The sequence below is a fragment of the Sporosarcina sp. BP05 genome, assembly GCF_014282005.1.
Taxonomy (GTDB): Bacteria; Bacillota; Bacilli; order Bacillales_A; family Planococcaceae; genus Sporosarcina.
In genome coordinates this window covers 33,066-55,001 of the sequence record NZ_JACFTD010000019.1, presented here as the reverse complement: position 1 = coordinate 55,001, position 21,936 = coordinate 33,066, and the positions used below count along the sequence as shown (strand labels likewise).

The 21,936-nt window shown below is 41.1% G+C and carries 14 protein-coding genes and 1 pseudogene; 9 read left to right on the top strand and 6 right to left on the bottom strand.

Features of this window, described 5'->3' with window-relative positions; translation table 11 throughout:
* The first annotated feature begins 281 nt into the window (after positions 1-281).
* From H2672_RS16250 to H2672_RS16240, 3 genes are read left to right on the top strand one after another with little or no spacing between them, the layout of a single operon-like run.
* Positions 282-2,498, top strand: a complete 2,217-nt coding sequence (locus tag H2672_RS16250; protein WP_222439433.1) for an EAL domain-containing protein — start codon at positions 282-284, stop codon at positions 2,496-2,498.
* Positions 2,499-2,522: 24 nt separating this feature from the next.
* On the top strand, positions 2,523-4,157 hold the full coding sequence (locus tag H2672_RS16245) for a thiamine pyrophosphate-binding protein (protein ID WP_186673094.1): 1,635 nt from the start codon (positions 2,523-2,525) through the stop codon (positions 4,155-4,157).
* Between the two features lies 1 nt (position 4,158).
* Positions 4,159-4,533: a carboxymuconolactone decarboxylase family protein gene (locus H2672_RS16240; protein ID WP_186673093.1), complete on the top strand. Its 375-nt coding sequence runs from the start codon at positions 4,159-4,161 to the stop codon at positions 4,531-4,533.
* 383 nt (positions 4,534-4,916) lie between these two features.
* Here H2672_RS16240 and H2672_RS16235 read toward each other — a convergent pair whose 3' ends face one another.
* The 4 genes and pseudogenes from H2672_RS16235 to H2672_RS16220 form a co-directional block, all read right to left on the bottom strand.
* Complete coding sequence (locus H2672_RS16235) at positions 4,917-5,183, bottom strand: hypothetical protein (protein ID WP_186673092.1); 267 nt, start codon at positions 5,181-5,183, stop codon at positions 4,917-4,919.
* 889 nt (positions 5,184-6,072) lie between these two features.
* Positions 6,073-7,455 carry a catalase gene (locus H2672_RS16230; RefSeq protein ID WP_186673091.1) on the bottom strand — a complete coding sequence of 461 codons (1,383 nt, stop codon included), beginning with the start codon at positions 7,453-7,455 and terminating at the stop codon, positions 6,073-6,075.
* A gap of 180 nt (positions 7,456-7,635) precedes the next feature.
* Positions 7,636-7,911 (bottom strand): annotated as a pseudogene (locus tag H2672_RS16225) (DNA alkylation repair protein); the annotation flags it as partial.
* Between the two features lie 312 nt (positions 7,912-8,223).
* Positions 8,224-8,910, bottom strand: coding sequence for a LysM peptidoglycan-binding domain-containing protein (locus H2672_RS16220; RefSeq protein WP_186673089.1), 687 nt, complete (start codon positions 8,908-8,910; stop codon positions 8,224-8,226).
* 370 nt (positions 8,911-9,280) lie between these two features.
* Here H2672_RS16220 and H2672_RS16215 point away from each other — a divergent pair, with 370 nt between their 5' ends.
* Entirely contained in the window at positions 9,281-10,309 is a 1,029-nt protein-coding gene (locus H2672_RS16215; protein WP_186673087.1) for an NADP-dependent oxidoreductase, read from the top strand.
* 332 nt (positions 10,310-10,641) lie between these two features.
* Positions 10,642-11,997 carry an NAD(P)/FAD-dependent oxidoreductase gene (locus H2672_RS16210; protein ID WP_186673085.1) on the top strand — a complete coding sequence of 452 codons (1,356 nt, stop codon included), beginning with the start codon at positions 10,642-10,644 and terminating at the stop codon, positions 11,995-11,997.
* A gap of 275 nt (positions 11,998-12,272) precedes the next feature.
* On the opposite strand, the gene H2672_RS16205 is transcribed toward H2672_RS16210, so the two are convergent.
* Positions 12,273-14,432 (bottom strand): M28 family peptidase, encoded by a 2,160-nt coding sequence (locus H2672_RS16205; protein WP_222439432.1) that lies wholly within the window; start codon positions 14,430-14,432, stop codon positions 12,273-12,275.
* A 411-nt stretch (positions 14,433-14,843) separates the two neighbouring features.
* Here H2672_RS16205 and H2672_RS16200 point away from each other — a divergent pair, with 411 nt between their 5' ends.
* The 4 genes from H2672_RS16200 to H2672_RS16185 all read left to right on the top strand — a co-directional run bounded on the left by H2672_RS16200 (position 14,844) and on the right by H2672_RS16185 (position 18,115).
* Entirely contained in the window at positions 14,844-15,794 is a 951-nt protein-coding gene (locus H2672_RS16200; RefSeq protein ID WP_186673083.1) for a carbamate kinase family protein, read from the top strand.
* Positions 15,795-15,858: 64 nt separating this feature from the next.
* Positions 15,859-17,094 (top strand): Zn-dependent hydrolase, encoded by a 1,236-nt coding sequence (locus tag H2672_RS16195; RefSeq protein WP_186673081.1) that lies wholly within the window; start codon positions 15,859-15,861, stop codon positions 17,092-17,094.
* 282 nt (positions 17,095-17,376) lie between these two features.
* Entirely contained in the window at positions 17,377-17,553 is a 177-nt protein-coding gene (locus tag H2672_RS16190; RefSeq protein ID WP_186673079.1) for a Zn-dependent hydrolase, read from the top strand.
* Positions 17,537-18,115 (top strand): Fic/DOC family protein, encoded by a 579-nt coding sequence (locus H2672_RS16185; RefSeq protein WP_186673077.1) that lies wholly within the window; start codon positions 17,537-17,539, stop codon positions 18,113-18,115. The genes H2672_RS16190 and H2672_RS16185 overlap by 17 nt, the downstream gene beginning before the upstream one ends.
* 203 nt (positions 18,116-18,318) lie before the next feature.
* Here H2672_RS16185 and H2672_RS16180 read toward each other — a convergent pair whose 3' ends face one another.
* Positions 18,319-21,801 carry a right-handed parallel beta-helix repeat-containing protein gene (locus H2672_RS16180; protein WP_186673075.1) on the bottom strand — a complete coding sequence of 1,161 codons (3,483 nt, stop codon included), beginning with the start codon at positions 21,799-21,801 and terminating at the stop codon, positions 18,319-18,321.
* Between the last annotated feature and the right edge of the window lie 135 nt (positions 21,802-21,936).

The window sequence follows — 21,936 nt, the reverse complement described above, 5'->3', positions numbered from 1 at the left end:
GGTTTACCTAGGCGAGATACCTCACCAGTACTACGAACAAATCTAGCAATGGAGCGACACTAATGAAAGGCCGCACACCCGCATCCTGCAGGCGCCGGAGTATAAGACTATCGAGGGAAGCAGATCAATCCCTCCACAGTGATCTTCTGGGTGGGTTTATTAAGTGAGACGACAAAGGTGCGCTGGAGTAATACTCCATTTGTTAAGTGCCGACTAAATAATAATTTATCCTAGGCTGCATTTAATCCATGCTAGAGCCTTAGGAGGAGGAGGATATAAATATGACGGATCCATACTACATTACAGAATCTAAAAGAATGTGCAAAGAGTCCGGGATGGATCCTAATGAGGTATCAAGACCCAAGAACTTTTTAAGCGAAGTTCAGTTTGCTGAGAAAAGAAAATCATATAGTGAAATCCTGTCAGTTGTGAGTTTTTTCTCGAATAAGCTGCTGAACTCCTTAAAAGGCACCCCGATACTCGTTGTTGTTTCGGATGAAAACGGATATCTTCTTGAAATAGAAGGAGATGAAACCATAAAGTCTACCATCGATCAATTCGGGATCAGACTAGGCGGCCTGTTCACCCAGGAAGACACAGGCACGAATGTTGTCAGTCTTTCATTGCTACAAAAGCACCCAATCAGTTTAATTGGCGATCAACATTATCATACGTTTCTTCAAAACATTGCGTGTTACGGGACTGCATTTCATTATACAGATGACAATAACCTACTTGGTAGCGTGTCCATCATGATGCCCATCTCGTTTCAAAATCCACTTTTTCTAACGATGTTAGCCCAGGCGGTTGATTCGATTGAGAGAGAACTCTTATTAAGGAAACAAAATAAGAAGCTTAATATTATGAATCAGATTATGTTAAGCAGGACAAGAAATGGGATCGTTGTCACGGATGAGTTCGGAATCACTACAGAGTTTAATGATTTTGCCCAAAAAATCTCGAATAACAGCAGAGAATCCGTTATAGGAAGAAACATTTACGATTCGCCAATAACGGGAGATTATTTTAAAGAAGTACTGGAACAGGGAAAAATAGTCGAAAACGAAGAAATCAAATTTGTAGATGACGCGGGTAACCTAGTTGTCTGCCTATTCGATGCCCAGCCCATTTACGAAGAAGGCAAAATGATTGGTGCCTTCGGTCAGTTCAGGGACATTTCAGACCGTTACTTATTGCAGGAAAAGTATAACTACTTAGCCTATCATGATGACTTAACAAACCTACCAAACAGACGATATATTAATAGAGAGTTAGAAACCATCATCGCAGAACTAAATGCAGGTCACCGTCATACTATGGCACTTTTATACATCGATCTGGACCGTTTTAAAATCATTAACGATAACTTCGGTCATTCCTATGGGGATGAACTCATTACGAAGGTAAGCAAGCGTTTATGCCGTTCTCTTGGGGAAAAGGATATACTTGCCCGAATGGGTGGGGATGAATTCATTTTCCTACTTACTGATTTTAGTAGTCCTGATTATGCCACGAAAAAGGCTGAAGAGATACTCAATCTGTTTCATGAACCTTTTCAAGTCGGCGAGAAAGAATTACATACGACAGCGAGTATCGGGGTTGCGATTTATCCTGACTACCCCATTTCAATGGAGAAGCTCATGGTCTACGCAGATAATGCGATGTACCAGGCAAAATTACAAGGTAAAAATCGCTATGTAATTCATACCTCCGAATTATTAGAAGATATGATGGACGAATACAGTCTCGAGATCGATTTAAGGAGAGCACTTGAGAATAATGAATTTGTTCTTCATTATCAGCCACAAATTCATAATCAAACCGGTAAATTGGTTGGGTTTGAAGCGTTAATTCGCTGGCAGCATCCTAGGCTAGGTCTGCTCCCTCCAGGGAAATTTATCAAACTGGCCGAAGAAAACGGCTTGATCACCCAAATTGGAGAGTGGGTCATCAATGAAGCATGTTCCCAAAACAAAAAATGGCAGGATGCTGGAATGGAACCGATAAAAGTCTCCGTTAATCTATCTACACAGCAATTTCTTACAAGAAATCTCGTAACCTATATGGAGGATGTGCTGAAACGTACAGCACTTGACCCGCAATATATCGTAGTAGAGATTACTGAATATATGGCGATGGAGTACGAATACTCCATTATCGTATTGAAAAAGCTGAAATCGCTCGGCATTGGCATCAGTATTGACGATTTTGGGACTGGCTATAGCTCGCTGAATTATCTTAAAAACTTCCCGATTGATTATATTAAGATCGACAAATCCTTCATTAGTGAATTGATGAACGATCCGAATGACGCCATTATTGTAAACGCAATTATCACGTTAGCACACAACCTTCATAAAGAAGTGATTGCCGAAGGTGTTGAAACAAAGGAACAGCTCGACTTTCTGACAAAACACCAGTGTGATATAACACAAGGCTACTTCTTCAGTAAGCCACTTCCTATTGAGGAAATCGAGAAAATTTATTTGGAACGATAAAGATAATAGGGGGAGCAAAACATCATGACAACGACTGCGTCCGTATTAGTATCAAATTTTAAACAGTGGGGAATTAATCATATTTTCGGCATTCCAGGAAAGGCAATATCCCCTATCTTATTCGAGATATTAAAACATGATTTGGAATTTGTATTAAGTAAACATGAAGCAGCGGCTGGGTTTGAAGCTTCTGGCTATGCCTTAATGAATCAAAAAATCGGGGTCGCAGTTGGTACGTCTGGGCCTGGTGGGACCAACTTGCTGACAGCTGCTGGTCAGGCGAAAGCCTCTAATCTACCTCTATTAATTATCACAGGGCACCCTTCACTAAAAGATACTGGAAAAGCAATGGGACAGGATTCCAGCATATTCGGTACCGATCTTGTGGATATGTTCAAATCGGTCACCAAGTTCAGTGCACGAGTAGAACGAGGTGATATGCTACAGCCGTTCCTGCAACATGCCCTTGAAAAGGCGTTGTCAGGTGTTAAAGGACCTGTGCATCTATCTATTCCGTTTGATATTTTACTAGAAGAGATTGAACCATTCCAACTGGAATTTCCAGTGTCCCATGAAATGATCTCTCCCAAAACGAGTGAAGTCATCGAAAAACTGAATGCGGCCAAGCGTCCCCTTCTCTTCCTGGGGAAAGGCGTTCATTCCAGCATGGCCTACGAAGAAGTGCAGCATCTTGCTGAGTATTGGAACATCCCTGTCATCACAACACCGGGAGGAAAAGGTACATTTCCATCCAATCATAAGCTTTCATTAGGCGCATTTGGACTAGGTGGTACTCCAGAAGCATCCGCCTATTTGAATGAACCCGTTGATGTATTAATTGTAATTGGATCAAAACTAAGTGACATGTCAATCGCTGGCCTATCTGAAGCAATGTACCCAGAACACGTCATCCACTTTGACTATGACCAAACCTATATTGGAAAAGCGATTCACGTACCTACTACACCTGTACTTGGCGATATAAAATCGAATCTGACAGCAATTTTAAAGGATATACCCGAAACAAACAGCGAAGCTTTTTTAACAACAATCGAGTTAAGCCCACTTGAGGATAATCAGCCAGGAGAACGAATGTCTGCGGTCCAAGTATTACGGGCGATGCGTAACACGCTTCCGGATGATGCGATTATTTTTGGAGATGATGGGAGCCACTCTTTCTACGGCATCAAGTACTTTGATATTTATAAACCAGGGACTTTCTTCTTTGATGATATATTCGGTGCGATGGGCAACGGAATTGGCTATTCCATCGGTGCAAAACTCGCAGCCCCCGAGAAAACAATTATCTGCTTAGTCGGTGATGGTTGTATGTTCATGCATGGTACGGAACTTTCCACAGCGTACAATTACAACTCCCCTGTCCTGTTTATCGTTTTGAATAATGGACGATTAGACATGGTGGAAAAAGGAATGCAAAAAATGATTGGCACGTCCATCGGTGGTATTTATGAGACCCCACTAGACGTAGCCCGATTTGCCGAATCAATGGGACTAACAGCAACTACATGCCACAATCCTTATGATTTAACCGATGCTATAAAAGAAGGGTTACAACTGATTAAAGAAACCAACAAACCGATCGTAATTGAAGCATTAGTTCTTGAAAATGAAATTCCACCAACAATGGGGAGGCAATAATATGGAAAATGAAAAACGACACGAGTCCGGTTTAAATGTAATGGAAGAACTATTCTCCCCAGAAGTACGTACGGTCATGGCAGAAATGAAGGATATTTCACCTGACTTTTACAATATGATTGTATCATTCGGCTTTGGAGAGCTTTACGCTAGAGAAGCAATTTCCCTCAAACACCGGGAATACATAACACTCACTACGCTCATCACACAGGGTGCTTTTGATCAGTATAGAGTTCACTTGCAGGCAGCCTTGAACATCGGCCTCACAAAAGAAGAAATTATCGAAATCATCATCCAGTGTGTCGGCTATGTCGGGTTCCCTAAAGCCGTTCAGGCAATGGGAATAGCCAAAGAGGTTTTCGAAAAGAATCAGTAAAATGTGTCGGATCCTGAGGGGTATCTACGCTTGACACAAAGATCAACTATTTACACATCTTAATAAATATGCACAAACCAGACATTCTCCAATTCGTCTGGTTTTTCCATTACTACACGATTTTAGAAGACTATCTAAGTAGCCCTGTGCACAATTAATCAGGGTTGGTTGCAGGCTCTTTGGGCTTGGTTGCACAGTTTCTAGGATTGGTTGGACACTCCGCTAGTTTCGTTGGACACTCGCCCGTTGATTGGAGGCTTTCTGGGGTTGGTTGCAGACTACGTCAGTTTGGTTAAACACTTTTTGGATTTAGTGAAGGGTACCTGAAATTTAAGCGCAATTCCCTATTTTGAACGGACTAAAACACCTTGTACCGTCACTATTCAACCTACACTACTTAAGCTCCGTCGCCACTTCCGTCCATCTTTTCGATGCATTGGTAGTATGTGGTGATAATACACGAAAGGAAGATCCATGTCCTTGACGCTATCTACATAAGTCCCATTTACATAGGTAAGGTCACCTCTTCTGGATAGCCCATTTTCAAGTTCTTCGTCAACGATTGTAATCGTCCCACTATCTCTCTTTCTTAGATGATCGATTAGTTCTGGTGTATCTTTATTGTTACCCATTATGATAAAAGCTTTCATAACATATAACCCCATTTCTCATTTTTGATTAACACCCTATTCAAGTGCAGAGAGTTGGCCCTAGTTCGGAAAGCAATGTGGAAATTCCTCATATGTCTATTGTACCATGAATTCAGAATAAATACATAACACGATTTCGTGATTGGTAGTACTACTTCGAGCCACACCCATTTTTTACGCTATCTTCGACAAACCAAATCCAGAAACCATGCTGCAATGGGTCTGAATTCAATAGAGGTTTCCCGTAAATTAATAAAAGGTCCTCGTGAAAAATGGATTTTCCCCCGAGAAACTTTTCGTACATAGTCGGCTAGATATGTTGAAATAAAGTATTCATTGAACTCGCTGCTGCGCTCGTCCTAAGCCAAGTAACTTCGGCTCCCCCTTGTAAATCGCCCTATCTAATTTTGTATGGTATTTAGGTATAGCCGTTTTTCACAATCCATCACAGTAGATAGGTTTAGCAACGTATGTAATCTGTGGTTCTGTTTGTCGATGATGTGTTTCGAAGCATTCATAAATGTTACAACCAATTCACTCTTAGTGGTTTTTTTAATCAAAATGCGGTGGCTGAATACCCATACACAATTCACATTCTCTCGCGATATCATGAACGGTTGTTTTCTTGAATACCCCAATAAGTTTGTTGCGGAATGCGCCGTCTGTGTTTATAAAAAAGGAAAACAATTCAACATCCAACTAAACAACAAAAAAACAGGAAACCCAGCGATGTTTTGTCGATGGCTTTCCTGTTTTTTTGAATAAGGTTCTCTCCTACTGGTTCAAAATCGGTACCTGCAACAAATATCAACGAGCAATTCACGCAACTACATAAAAACATAAATGATAGTCGAATTTGCAGTAAATACTTAGTCCATGCGTTATAGAATTAACCCTTTTTCTGCGTTTCAATTGCCTTGACAACCCGTTCGCCCATTTCCGGCGACGCTTTGTACAGATACGTTAAAACAATGCGTCGCGTTTCATCGGATATGCCGGCAAGACCAGTGGAAAGATTAGTGACTAGGTGGTCTTGCTGCACAGGGGGAAGAGATTGATAATATTGCCCGGCCTGCGTAAAATCATCCTGTTTTGGCAAATCGGATCGTTCCAGATGCCCCTCCACAAACCTGCCATTGCCGCTTGTTACGAGATTTGCTGGCGACCAGTCTTCCTGATGATTGATAGTTATTTTCCGGAAATCCGGTCCAAGACGCCGACGCTGGGAATCTGAGTAAATATTGGCGCGCCCCTGCAGCATCTTATCATCTGATAATTCGGCCCCCTCTAAAAGATTGGATGGTGAAAACGCCAGTTTTTCCACTTGTTCCATATAGTTATCCGGGTTTCGGTTCAACCTCAAGCGGCCAACCGGTCTCAGCGGGTACTGCTGTTCATCCCAAACTTTTGTATCATCCAATGGATCATAAGACAGAACGGTTTCGTCTCTTGGATTCATAAGCTGCACATAAAGCCCATACACAATGGGCTCTCCTTTTGCTAGTGCATCATGCAAATCCTTACCTGCAATATCCGGATTCTCGCCGTTCCACCTTGCCGCTTCTTGACTGTCTATATACTGCTCCCCTGCCTCAGGAATCCAGTGATATTTAACATAACTGCGAATGCCCTCCCCATTCCTCCAAACGTAGGTGTTCACACCATAACCTGGCATGTGGCGAAAGCTTTTTACTGTGCCTGCGTCAGAGAAAAGCCGAACAACGAAATGGGTTGATTCTGGAGCTCTGGCTACGAAGCTCCAGAACCGTTCGGGATCCATCAGGTTAGTTACCGGTGAGGGTGATAAAGCCTGGACGGACTCTGGAAATCGTATGGCATCTCGTACTAAAAATACAGGAATATGGTTGAAGACCAAATCAAAAATACCCTCTTCAGTATAAAACTTAGTAGAAAATCCACGCACATTTCGTGAGGTATCCGGAGTACCTTTATTGCTTACAGCCAGCGAAAACCTCACCGTAACTGGAACTCGCTGCCCAGGTTTTTGTAAAAAGCTAAGCTTCGTATAGTTTGCCATAGAATACACGGTCTCAAAGTAACCGAAAGCACCATAGCCTTTAGCATGCACGGGTCTTTCTAAAAATGTTGAATGGATAAAGGTCTCCAATGTTTCATGCAAAATACTGTCCTGCTCCAGTACAGGACCTCTTTTACCTACAGTCTGTGAATGCATATTCTCAGCGCTTACTTTTGGACTATTTCTGTTTAGATTCGTGGAAGAGTCTGATTCCCCTCCATTGTTTTCTCTCATAATTATTCCTGCCTCCTGTACCCACAAGTTAATTCCCTAAGATACACTAGTATTTATGTGAGGCTCCATCCATTTATGAATGTAGCTAGCAGAATAACCACGCAAAAAAGATCAGACATCCGCGTACATGTCCAATCTTCATATCAATAAATAGAATGGCACCTGAAATTAAGCCTTATATTAACATCTTACATGCTTGCGTTTAAAACCAATCTTTCCTTTATCGACTTCTTTTTGAATGCTTTCGTAAGCGTTTAGCAAACTGCTTTTTTTCTTGTCCCGTTTGACTTCTACTATACCTACTGCCTTTGCGGTCTCGACTGCCTTTTCATGGAGCGGCAAATAAGAAATCCCCACGGTGTATAGAAAATTATTCATAGCTGATTTCGTTCGTTCTGGCGAATCGTGAATCGTATTTTCCACACTATCAAGCATATTGGTAATTTTGACTTCTGAAACTAGATGCATACTCTTTGCTAAAAGTAAGTTAGAAGCACATTATACAACGTGCAAGAGTGCCCGAAATTGTATCTTCGGGCACTTACTCTTTCTATAGAATGTCATCTATTCTTTTCTTTCAAAGCAGCTGCATCTTTCACTTGAATAGGTAGCCGAAAGCGAACCGAAAATGGTCCAGTGAAATTGAAGGTTACCAAACCCTTCTCACCAGTTTTTTATGCGAATAAATGGTTAATCAACAGACGTGATTAAATTATAGTGAATTAAATGACTAACTTTGAGCATTGCGTTCCCGAAGTTAGTACCTTATCAATTTAAAATCTTTATGTTAACCGTTTTGCGACCCCACTCAAGTGCGTCTTGTTCATCTGGAACAAAGACATCAATAATGTTCCCTTTAATTGCACTGCCGATATCCCCGGCTATCGCCTCACCGTAACCTTCAACCCATACACGCGATCCAAGTTGAATGACTGCCGGATCGACTGCGATGACTTTTTGGTTCGGATTTGAAAGTAAGTCAATACCCGTTGATGTGACTCCCGAACAGCCTTCACAATTAGCTGTATATGCCGTTGCTGTCACAGTCATCTCTTTTGCTACTGGATTAGTAGTTGCTGGCTTTGAAACTACTTTTGATCCTTGCAACACAAGCTGATCTCCTGGGTGGATTAAATCGCTTGAACTGTTATTCCACTTCATTAATTCACTTACTGAAATGCCGTTTTTATTGGCGATGCTAAGAAGTGTATCGCCTTTCGCAACCACATATGTATCTACCTTATCTTCTATTTCAAGATTTTGGGATGGATATATAAGAGTAGAGTCTAATTCGTTCCAAGTCTGTAATTCTTCTACGCTAACATTATTGGCTTGTGAAATAGACCATAATGTATCTCCTGATTGTACCGTGTGAATGCTAGATGCAGAAGCTTGTCCTGCCGCCCCCACTGATAATACTGCAATTGCCGTAATTGCAAAGATGTGTTTTTTCATATGATGAATTTCCTCCTTCTTACTATTATGCAATAGCATATCACCCGAATATGTCATAACCATTGCTGTGAGATGTGCATGGGGTATCAATTGTGTGACACAATTAAAATCGGTACCTGTGCAACGAACAACAACGAACAATTTACGTAATTGTATAAAAACCCAAATGACATTAGATGTTGAAGTAAATACCTACTAGTCCATGCCTTAAAAATATGTAATTGTAGTGAATTGCTGGAATAGCGTCATCACAGGTACCTTAAATTTTAATAGGCAACCTCTTTAGTCTGAAATCTTTGTCCCTTGTACTTCATGAGTGTTAGACTTTTGTTCTGCCGACTAATTCGGCAAACATAGAGGAGGTCCTACAATGACACAAGTAAAACAACAAGAAATCCACTTGGCCAACCGCCCAAAAGGAATGCCTTCCAAAGAAGACTTTAATTTTGTAGAGAGTTCAGTTCCCACACCAAAAGAACATGAAATTTTAGTACGGACACTTTATTTATCCGTTGACCCATACATGCGTGGAAGAATGCAAGATGCAAAATCATATATCGCTCCATTTGAATTAAACAAGGTCATTGCTGGAGGTGTCGTCGCAGAAGTCGTTGTATCTCGATCAGATGCCTTCAAACAAGGAGACGTGGTTGTTGGGAACCTAAGCTGGGCTGAATATACCGTAGCCAGTGAACGAGAAATTCGAAAAGTCGATCCGAAAATGGCTCCTGTTTCTACCCATTTAGGGATTTTGGGCATGCCGGGCTTAACCGCCTATTTCGGATTGCTAGACATCGGTAAACCGCAAGAAGGTGAAACCGTCGTCGTTTCTGGAGCTGCCGGCGCTGTTGGTTCAGCAGTTGGACAAATCGCTAAAATTAAAGGTGCAAAAGTAGTAGGCATCGCGGGTTCAGATGAAAAGATTGACTACTTGCTAAATGAGCTTGGCTTTGATGCAGCTGTTAATTATAAAAAAGATAGCTTTCAAGCTGACCTTAAAAATGCCCTACCAGACGGAGTTGATGTGTATTTCGATAATGTTGGTGGCGACGTTTCAGATGCTGTTTTCAAACATTTAAATAGGAACGCCCGAGTTCCATTATGTGGAGCTATTTCTTCTTATAATGCGGAAGGTAAAGATTCAGGACCCCGAATCCAATCAACGATGATCAAGACAAGTTCTCTTATGAAAGGCTTCACACTTGGCGATTACGCTGCTGATTTTAGTGTTGGCGCTACAGATTTAGGTAAATGGCTACAACAAGGTAAGCTGAAATACGAGGAAACAATTGTCGAAGGCTTTGAAAATACGCCGGAAGCATTCCTCGGTTTGTTCAAAGGGACGAATCTTGGTAAGCAGCTTGTGAAGGTTGCTAATCCTGAATATGCGAAGCTTTAACCGTCAGATAATCAGTCACATCCCCTAATTAACACGAAAAATCAGCCATTCACGTACATGGCTGATTTTTTTGTGATTATATGAAATTCCGGATAGTGTCAGATTTAAACTAATGACCATCACCCCAATGATAAATACCAATTCAATGTCTGATCTACTTCCCCTTTCTTCGTATTAATTTAACTTTATTTCTAATTTCAATCCTTTGTTTTACATTATTTCACTGCTGTGCAACGCTAGTGGTGCACCCAACATCAAAGCCTGATTAACATTCCGCCCTCAACTAATATGGTATATTAATAGAAAAATAATTGATTGGATGTGCTTGCATAATGTCCAACAGGGAAAAAGCCATTATTATCGGTGGGGGGATTTCAGGGAAGCTTGCCGCTCGTGTGTTGTCAGACTTTTTTAAGGAGGTAATCATCCTTGAGCGGGATGATGAAACGAATGGTCAGCTGGCGAGAAAAGGGGCACGGCAAGGTGACCATTTACATGCACTGCTCCATGCTGGCCAATACGGCCTTGAGGCTTTATTTCCGGGAATTACGGAGACATTTCACAACAATGGAGCTGTGAAAATCAATTCTACAAAAGATCTTGCATGGTTTCATCATGGCGTTTGGAAGCTCCGTTATGATGGCGGAAAGTCAACAACCCTTCAATCCCGTCCACATCTTGAATGGCATATTGAACAATACATTAAAAACATTTCTAATGTGACCTATCTTTATAGCCAAAACGTGAAAAACTTATTGCATCAGCAAGAGGGCAATCGAATTTACGGGGTCGAGGTTAGCACAAATGACGGCAATAGTAAGACATTAACGGCTGATTTAATCGTTGATGCAAGCGGATCGAGCAGCCTTACAGCTCATTTTTTCAAAAAGCTAAACATACCTATTCAAATTGAAAAGGTTGCTATCGGCTTATGTTATGTCAGCAAAACATTTCGTCTTCCAAAAAGCCAGACCAGGGACTGGAAGATAAAATTAATTTATCCTAATCCCCCCGACGAAAAAATAGGCGGCACCATCTCCAAAATAGAAAATGATCAGCATATCGTCACAATCATTGGTTACCAAAATAGTATTCAAGAAAAGGAAGTTTTAAAAGATGAAAGCGGGTTCCTCCATCTTGCAAATAGGCTTCCAAAAGCAGATATTTATAACGAATTAATACATGCAGAGCCGCTATCTAAAACGACAGTATACCGAGTACCGCACATTAGTTGGAAGCGAATTGATAAAACCAAGCAGCTGCCAAAAGGGTTATTACTCATTGGAGATACAGTTTGCAGAATCGACCCTGTTTTCGGCCAAGGAATGAGTATTGCAATCATTGAAGCACTTACTATGCAAAAATTATTTAAAAATAATAACGATGACCTAGATAAATTGCAAACTACTTTTCATAAAAAGATAGCCAAGATCCTATCCCCCATCTGGAATATGGTCATCACAGAAGATTTTCGTTATCCTGGTGTATCTGGAAAGAAACCTTTTGGTCTTTCCATTCAACAATGGTATTCAAAGCATATCTTCCTTTTATCATCTAAAAATCAAAAAGTCTATGAATCCTTTATTGATGTAATGAACCTTGTACAATCCCCAACCATATTACTGCGTCCTTGGATTGTAAAAAAGGTATTGGTTCATCGCTTTTTTATGAAACGAAAGGACAACTAAGGAAATAGCATCATTTTCTTAGTTTTTTGTGTGCCTGTGCAACAAAAAACAACCCATAATTCACGCAGTTGTATAACAAACCAATAGAGATTAGATAATCAGTTCCCTATCTAATCTTTTTCGCATAAAAATGTAACTGAAGTGAATTATCTAAATACAGTTTTGCAGGTACCTAAAATTCAAAAATACCCTATAAGAGGGACTTTTTCAAAGTGTCCATCTTATAGGGTACAGTTTACAATTGCTTGGCTAGAAGACTCACCTTTACGCGTACCTTATTTCAGCTCACTCAATAGCTCGCCTAGTTTTTTCACACTCGCCGTTTCATCCAACACAGTTGAATTCAACAACTCGATTTGTCTTTCTAGTGCGCCTTTTAATGTTTCAATCTCTTTGGAAACATCAGCATTTGCTTGTTCACTCTTGGCTTTCAACGAATTAATCGTATCAAATAAGTCTTCGTGGCCGACAATTCTTCCTTCGCCCCACATTAGTTTTTCTTTAGGTGCTTTTAGTACGTAATCTGTGAAGTAATTGAATACTTCTTTATCGAAGGCATATGCGTACCAGTTGTTATCGACCCTGTATAAATACTCGTCCAACGAAGTAGCAATGTCCCCTTTGCTTAATGCTTCAATTGATAGCGTTATATTCTCGATGTTATTTTGTGCATGTTCGTGCGGGAAAATTTGCTCATCTTCCCATGTTAAACGTACAAATTGATCCTCCGCATACTTAAATGCAGCTAGCAATCCACTGTTCAACGCACGGCTTTCCTCATACATTTTCTGAGCAGTATCCGAATCCCCTTTTGACAGTGCAGCAAAATAATCTTTATTTACCTTCGCTACTTTTTCATTTACATCATCAGTAATCGCAAGAACACGATCGATTTCTGCGATTAATTCGTCAGGTGATACAGCTGCTTCTTCAAATACAGATGCGTTAACTTGTTCTTTCAGCGCGTTCAAACGCATCGTGAAATCCAGTGGAACAACTGCAGTCGTATCGTAATGCATTGTCAGGAGTCCATATAGATTCAAGTGGAATTTCAGTGCATGTGCATTGAAAGCATCTTCACTATCGAACTGGGAATGATAATGCGAGTGCATAAATTCGCTGTCCTGAAAGTCATTGCGAAGTGCAGGAACACCAGCGATTCCAAACGAAAAGTCATCCGACCACGTACGTAGTGGGGATACAACTGAAATTCCGTCTTTATAGACTTCAGACAGCTGTGGTACATCTTTTGCAAACTCAGTCAAATAGCTGTTCAACTCATAGACCGAACGAATCTCATCTTGCGTTGTATGTTCATATGCCGGTAACTCAAAGTTCATATTGGCAAACGCTTTTCCTACCCACTCAGGGTGGATGTTGAAGATTTGATTGTATGCCCCTGTTGACCAATCGTAACGGGAGTTCGAAACGCCCCACTCTTCCGCCGCTAGCGCGTTAAAAATAATTGTTTTTTCAGGTTGATACCCACTGTCAATCAATCCTTTTGCAACACCCATCATAAGACCAATTGCCGCGTTGTCGTCTTGAAATCCAGCAAAGTACGAATCATAATGTCCCGATAAAATGATATAGGATTCTGGATCTTTCCCAATAATTTTACCGTAGTAATTATACGTTTTTCCATCCATTTGTACAGTCGATTTAGCATCGAACTTCACCGTTAGAGAATTTCCATTTGCTTGAAGTGCTTTTTTTAAACTAGTTGCATCCGTTTGGGACATCGAAAACGCTGGCGCATCATCCGGTCCACAAATATCTTGTGCATTCAACGCATCTGGGTCCACTTCGCCATAGCCAGCTTCTTGCACGGTAATGACAGCAGCTGCACCTTTTACATGTGCTTGATACGCCGGGTAATTTACCCACCATTCTTCACGCTGATTAATATCAACTAATACGAGTTTACCTTCGATATCCAGTCCTTCTAAATCAGCTGCAGTTCCCTTACCGGCGTAGACAACTTCAAGCTCTTTTACGCCTTCCGTGTCAAAATTCACTTGATAAGCACCGAGGACAGCTAGATGTTCTTTCCCGTTAGTATCTGTAAACGTTAGTTCCGCTTTTTCAAACTCCCATGTATCTACCTTGAACTCATCTTTTGTCACTTCGACAAGACCAATTTTCTTCATTTCTTCACCGATATGCTCGCCGGTTTCTATTTCTGCAACCGATCCTGCAGTGCGGAATCCGAGCTTCTCATTCGTCTTAAATTGTTCCAAACTCTTTGCAAATTCAAAAGCATAGTCCACGTCAACTACAGAAAGGTAATTTTCTTTATCATCTAGTAAAGGAACCGTTTTTACATCCTCCACTTTGTCTTCCTTCACTTCAGTTGTCTCTTCCTTTGGTGTACATCCCGCTAATGATGTGCCGATAACCATCGACAAAACCAAGTAACTCATGAGCTTTTTCATTTATCTCAGTCCAATCCTTATTTTTCTCCAACTAGCTAATTAGACGATAAAAATGGACGATTAGCAATACCTATTTAATTATTGGTTGCCTGTGTACGGTACAATTCAGACCCAACTTTGACTGTTTTTGAATTGTGTGGTGCATAGGTGGTACTCACACGGTTGTATAATAATTCAAATGGGATTAGATATTACACTGAATGCCTAATCCGCGCCTTATAAATATGTAATTGTAGTGAATTACTAGAATAGTGCCACGAACAGCTACCTGACACTATGTAATTATTGCAATCCCGTATATAATCAAGACTATGAAGGATCCATTTCCTATGAGCTTGAATTTGAGCTACTGAGCAGACGAGTACACAAACGCAGCTAGAACATTACATGGGCATTATAGGAGGAACACGTGTGAGCGGAGTAATAATTGTTGCCATCGGCGGAAACGCGTTGGTTAAAGGAAATGGCTTCGATTCAATTCAGGATCAATATGAAGTCGTGCAAAAAACGGTTATTAATATTGCCGATATGGTGGAAGAAGGCTTTAAAGTTGTCGTTACACACGGAAATGGACCACAGGTAGGTTTCGGTCTTCGAAGGTCTGAAATTGCACGCGAACAAGAAGGAATGCCTTTAATCCCGCTCGTTAATTGTGTAGCGGATACACAAGGCGGGATTGGCTATCAAATTCAACAGGCATTAACAAATGAGTTTGCAAGAAGGGGTATTGATAAAAAAGTTGCTACTCTTCTAACTCGGGTTGAAGTTAGTTCAGATGATCCCAACTTTAAAAACCCAACAAAACCTGTGGGATCATTTTATACATTTGAACAATCTGAACGAATGAAGGCAACACATCCGGAATGGAAATTTATTGAGGACTCCGGAAGAGGATACCGGCGTGTGGTACCATCCCCTAAACCAATTAATATACTTGAAAAGGATGCGATTAAGTCCCTCATTGACTCTAATTTTGTCGTTATTGCAGTGGGTGGTGGTGGAATCCCTGTCGTACAGCGGGAAGATCATACATATGAAGGAATAGATGCAGTTATCGATAAAGACTTTGCGACAAGTCTTTTAGCGAAACAAATACACGCAGATACGTTAATTATTACAACAGGTGTATCGAAGGTTTGTATTAACTTTGGTAAAGCTAACCAAATAGAGCTGGAAAGTATTACAGTTTCACAGACGAAGCAATATGTACGTGAAAACCATTTTCCTGAAGGGACTATGCTCCCTAAAATTGAGGCCAGCTTAAGCTTTTTGGAGGAGAGCGGGATTCGAGTTATCATTACGAATACCGAAAGTTTAAAAGACGCAATCAATGAAAAGGCAGGGACACATATCATTAAATGAGTTATTTAAATCGTATACTCTTTCTTCAAGCTAAGATGAAAATGGATAATTGGAGGTTACGGGCATGGATAGAAGAAAAAGATTTGAAGCATTATTTGCTACTATAAATCAATACAATACTGGTGATAAGGGAATAACACGAATTGCTTACTCCAACGAGGAACAAACATGTACCCATGCTTTTATGCGGATGTGCAAGGCTGAAAACCTAGCGATTCGCATGGATTCTTGTGGTAATGTAATTGCCAGACGGGAAGGTAAGATTAAAGGGCTCCCCCCTGTTGCCATGGGCTCTCATTTGGACACTGTCTACCAGGGCGGGAAATACGATGGTGTACTTGGCGTAACAGCTGCATTGGAAGTGATCAAACGCCTAAATGAAAATAAGATTGAAACAAACCACCCCATTGAAGTGATTTCATTTGCGTGCGAAGAATCATCCCGTTTTGGTGTATCAACAATTGGAAGTAAAGCGATGGCAGGGCTATTTGAAAAGGACAAATATCGACATTTGAAAGATAGAGATGGCATTACTTTAGAAAATGCACTCTCTTATTGCGCACTTGATATTAATGGTATCGATCAGGCAAGTCGAGTGAATGAGGAATTTAAAGCTTTTTTTGAATTGCATATCGAGCAAGGTCCAGTATTAGTCAATAATCATAAAAAAATCGGTATTGTTACAGGAATTGCTGCACCGGTTAGGCTAATTGTTAGAATAACAGGTAAAGCATCGCATTCAGGCACGACTCCGATGAATATGAGAAAAGATGCTCTTCTTGGGGCAGCAGAAATTGCCTTGGAACTTGAAAAAGTCGCGAAGGCAGAGGAAGACTTTGGTACTGTCGCTACATTAGGTGTTATGGAGGTGTTCAATGGGGCTATGAACGTCGTACCAGGAGATGTGGAATTGAAAATTGATATGAGATCCACTTCCGTAGAATCAAGGCAACGTGTGCAAGATCATTTAGCGCAAACGATCGCTTCCATTAAAGAGAATAGACAGCTTGAGATAGAAAGTATTGAAATTAGTTCTGAAGAGCCTGTACTTCTATCCCCAGAAATTAATAATGCGCTAGAAATGGTTTGTAAGGACAAGAATATTCCCTATCAACTCATGCAGAGTGGGGCTGGCCATGATGCCATGAACATGACCCGGTTATGTCCTGTAGGGCTTATTTTCGTTCCATCCGTAGACGGAATCAGTCACCATCCAAATGAATACACAGCTATTGAGGATATCTTAATCGGAATTGACGTATTGGAAGAGGCAGTTCTTCGTTTTGCAGTAGCCGAGTAACCAAACTGGTACCTAGGTAACAAATTGTTTGTGTGCCTGTGCAACAAAAAACAACCAACAATTCACCCAATTGTATAAAAAACCAAAAGAGATTAACTAATCAGTTACCTATCTAAACCCCTTTGAATAAATATGGAATTGTAGTGAATCGTTCGAATACGACTTTGCACAGGTACCTGTCACTATTTTTGAATTGTGCGGTGCACAGGCATGGTCCACCCGAAGTGGATAAATTCTGCTATACAGCTTATAATTAATGAGTATAGGAAGGAGTCGTTTAGTGTGAAGGAAATTCAATTAAATTCTCCTGAGTTTAACCGCGTATTGAAAAATATGGAGCTCGAAAACTTACATTTAAGTCATTCACTGCAACAAAAAGCTCTTGATATTGTCAATTCGGGTATGCCAGTAACGCCGGCTTTGATTAAGGAAGCTTTGGCAAATGGCGACATACAATGAATTTGAAAATGACCATTATCTTTTAACGACAAATTTGTTAGGTATGACAACTTTTTCCAAGCTCGAGCAGGCTGAGGCGTTTACTTTCTTGATTCGTGCAACTCAAATAGAACAAGGTGCATACAACATCATGGCTTTTTCGCTTACCAATTTTGTCGGACTTCACCGCCATTTATTCCAAGACATCTACTCGTTTGCAGGACAATTCCGAGATGTGCAATTGATGAAAGGTAATACGCGCTTCTGCCAAGTACAATACATGGATGCATACGCGTCTAATTTATTCACTCAATTAGACAATGAACCTGACTGGGATACTCTTGAGTATGCAGCTAAAAGATTGGCTTATTTCAAATCAGAGCTGAATATGCTGCATCCATTTCGTGAAGGCAATGGTCGAACAATTCGTATTTTCCTACAAGCCTTTGCAAAGTCAAAAAAGTTTTTATGGACATACGACAAAATCGATCGTGACGAATACATGCAAGCTATGATACGTGCAGTAACAAGTGAAGATTTTCTTGAAAAGGTATTGCTAGATACATTAAAACCCATAGATTAAATACCGACGAACTTCCGACTTGGAAAGTTCGTTTTTTACATTAAATTGTTTGTGTGTCTGTGCAACAAAAAAATAACAAAAGGTGGCGGAAAATTGATTGGGAAGTAAAAAAACTCCAGCCCTTTTTCGGCCAGAGAATTCTTTTCATTTACCGTCAGAATTACCCGATTAGTGTCTGAATTGAGCGGTGCACAGGCAGCGATTCAACTCTCCAACAAAACTAAATCATCCTTGGTAATTTCTTTTTCGAGCGCAAGCCTATTTTGTTTATTGCTCGCCACAGCCATTCGATAATCGACTTTACGCGTCATTTCTTTCGCTATTTTTTTAGCAAGACCGGCATTTCCGAAATGACTATCCCTACGCGCATAAATCTCTTCATAGTGACGAACTAATGCACGCTTTGCTTCATCTGTTATGCCGTACCCTTTACTATAGAGGTCGGTAATCTCCATTAATTCCTTTGGTGTATAATCTTCAAAATGGAGCGTTAGTCCGAAACGTCGACGGAGTCCGGCGTTGCTGTCTAAGAAACGATTCATTTCTTTTTCGTACCCTGCGGCGATTACTAGGAACTCGCCTTGTCGATCGGACATTTTTTTCAGCAACACTTCCACTGCTTTTTTCCCGAAGTCATTCTCTCCACCACTCGCAAGTGTGTATGCTTCATCAATAAATAACGCACTACCCATCGCTCGTTCAATCAGCCCGGCTGTCAGCTTCTCCGTTTCACCAATATGACTACCGACTAAATCGCTGCGATCTACTTCAATCAGATCGCCTCGTTCTAATAATCCAAGCGCTTGATAAATACCAGCGAGCACACGACCGACCTCGGTTTTACCTGTCCCTGGTTTACCAATCAACAGCGTGTGGTTCATCAATTTCTCTGTAGAATGATTTTCTCGTTTGTAGTATCTCATTAATTCAATCATTTTATCGATTTCAGCCTTCACAGAACCAAGGCCGATAAACTGATGGAGTTCTGCACGTTTATGCGCGAGTAGTACTTCATCGATTGGAACTTCGTACGTCTTCACGCCACGCTCTTGTACCGCTTGTAAAACGTCTTGTTCTTCAAACGTCGTCAATACCTTTTCCGTCCACTCTTCACGCGGAAGTTTCGCAATTCTCATCGAGTGAGCAAGCCCGATTTGATCGTATAGGATACGTGCCATTCGAGCGTTACTAAATGTTTCATCGCGCATACGATAACGTTCCACGAACTCCTCATAAACTGCTTGTTTGGCAGCAGGAGTAAGCACATAGCTTCCTTCACACTGGCTTAAGAAGATTTGAAGCAACTCATCTGGTGTATAGTCTTGAAAGTGAATCCTTTCAGTAAAACGATCTTTCAATCCCGGATTAGACGCTAGGAAACGGTTCATTTCTTCGGTATAGCCTGCCGCGATGACAATGAATTCACCGCGAGAATTTTCCATTGCAGGAAGCAACGTTTCAATTACTTTTTTACCGAAATCATTACTCGAATTGCCCCCTGCTGCAAGCGTATACGCTTCGTCTATAAAGAGGACGCCACCCATAGCTTCCTTAATAATTACTTTCGTTCGTTCTTCTGATTCACCAACATGTGTTCCAACGAGATCCTCTCGCTTCACTTCAGTTACGTGGCCTGACTTTAATAAACCTAGTTCCTTAAAAATCTTTCCTATAAGCCGAGCGACTGTCGTTTTACCAGTACCCGGATTACCTTGAAAGATCATATGAGGCGCTACCACCTCGTTAGCTTTCATTCCACGCTCTAATTTGAATTGATTAATGTCGCTTACGTTTTTAAACTCCTGGATTTTGTCTTTCACATCTTCCAGTCCAATAAACCCGTTCAAACCATTCATGAAAACATCCATCTGATTAGTAGGTGATGAATCTACAGTAGAGGAATGTCCAGCACTGCCGCCTAATTTACTAGTGATTGGTGGAACCTGCAAGTCCGTATTGGTGAGCACTGGAACACTGTCATCAAAGCGGACTAAATCTCCTGCTTGGTTGTTCTCAAAAGAACAGCCGTTAAGAACCGGGACCGAACGCTCGAGTCTCAGCCCAGCCTTCTTTCCATTCATCACTTGCACCCCAGTGAATACAGCATCCGAACAATCTTGCAAGATGATTTGATCATCCGGGTGGCCATGTACGCGAGTTTCCGTCACTTCAGTACGCTCCACCTGACTCAAGACGATTCCTGACGATTTACCGTCATAGATTTCACACTCCGTTATAAAGACTTCTGCAGATTCCGTTGCTCTTATTTGTGGCCTTTTATGATTGAACAAAATTGACCGTTCTACTGAAATAACGACTTCAGGACCTGCAAGTATGCCGTTCTTATCGCCACTCGATATTTTACAATCGGTAATTTCTGCTTTAGCCGCAGCACTGAGTAAAACGTTGGATCCCTTATGACCGAAGATGATGCAATTGGCTGCCGTCAACTTGGATTCTTTCACAACTATCCCTGCACTATCCCCACTCTTTACTTCGGTCGCCGACAGAATTACTTCCGATTGTTCAGAAGCAAAAATCTGTACACCACTATGATGGCTAATTAGAGAATCCGAAATAGTCACTTGACTACTTGTCGCGTAAACGCCTTTATTGTTTCCACTCTCAATTTCACACCCCAGAATCGTGAACACGCTTTGAGTAAACGAAGAGAGTTGCGTCATCAGATTGTACTTCACTTCAGATTCGATGAGTGTACACGTGGAATTTTCGGAAACAATTCCTCTAGACTTACCCGAAAGGATCTGTGTTTTTGTAATCGAGAGGTTGCTTTGTTCGTTACAGGAAATTTGGTCTCCTTTTTGGTTTTTAAACAGTGAGTCGGATAGGTCAACTGATGAATTACTGACGTTCATTCCTTCAGCCTCACCGTTTTCAAACGTACTTGCCTCGACTTCGATATGGGATCCATTCGTAAATGCTACATGCTCCAAACGTTGGTTTTTAAAAACACAATTTTTCAGGACACCCTTAGATTGATCACAATAGATTCCCTGCACATGTCCAAAATAAAAATTCGTACTTTCTACGTCCATAGAACTGTCTTGTTCCAAACGAAGTTGAACCCCGCGATTTCCGATGAATGAACTTTTGGTGATTGTTGCTCGACTCGTTTCATACAAGCAAAGGCCAGCTTCTTGCCCACTTAAAATTCCGGTATTCGTTACCGCGACTTCTCCTGCTGCGCGCACACTAATTTGTGCAGACTTGATCGTGTCTTCTACTATGCATTCGAACAAAGCCAAACGCCCGAATACCTCAATCCCTTGTAGGTTTTTTTGAAAGTTCGAATGTCCTGCGTATACTTTTGCAGCTGCATCAACTCGCATGGCAACTCCTTGAATCTCAGAAAAAAGACAGTGGTGAAGCGTTACATCTCCTGATTCGATATGTATTCCATAGGCCACTGGACCAGTGCCTCCGCCAATGCTGATCGATTCGATACGCACTTCTTCCGTTGTCGCGATACGAACACTTCCTGTTAGACGAACTGAGCTCGCTTCACCTTCTGAACTTCGAAGAACCAGTAGCTTATCGATTGTTACATGTTCATCATAAACACCTTCATCAACTTCCACTGTATCTCCTGGTAGAGCTGCCTCTACTGCAGCCTGAATGGTTTTGTAGTTGGATCCTTCACGCTGAGACACTTGAATAATTGCCACGTATCTTCCCACTTTCTATTCGTAAATTCAATTGATTTCTATACGTTGTATTTTTCTAAACACAATTATAGGAATGAGTTCTTTCATCAGTTAAGTATACTAGTAAGCCTAGGGACAGAGTAAAGAACTGCTTGT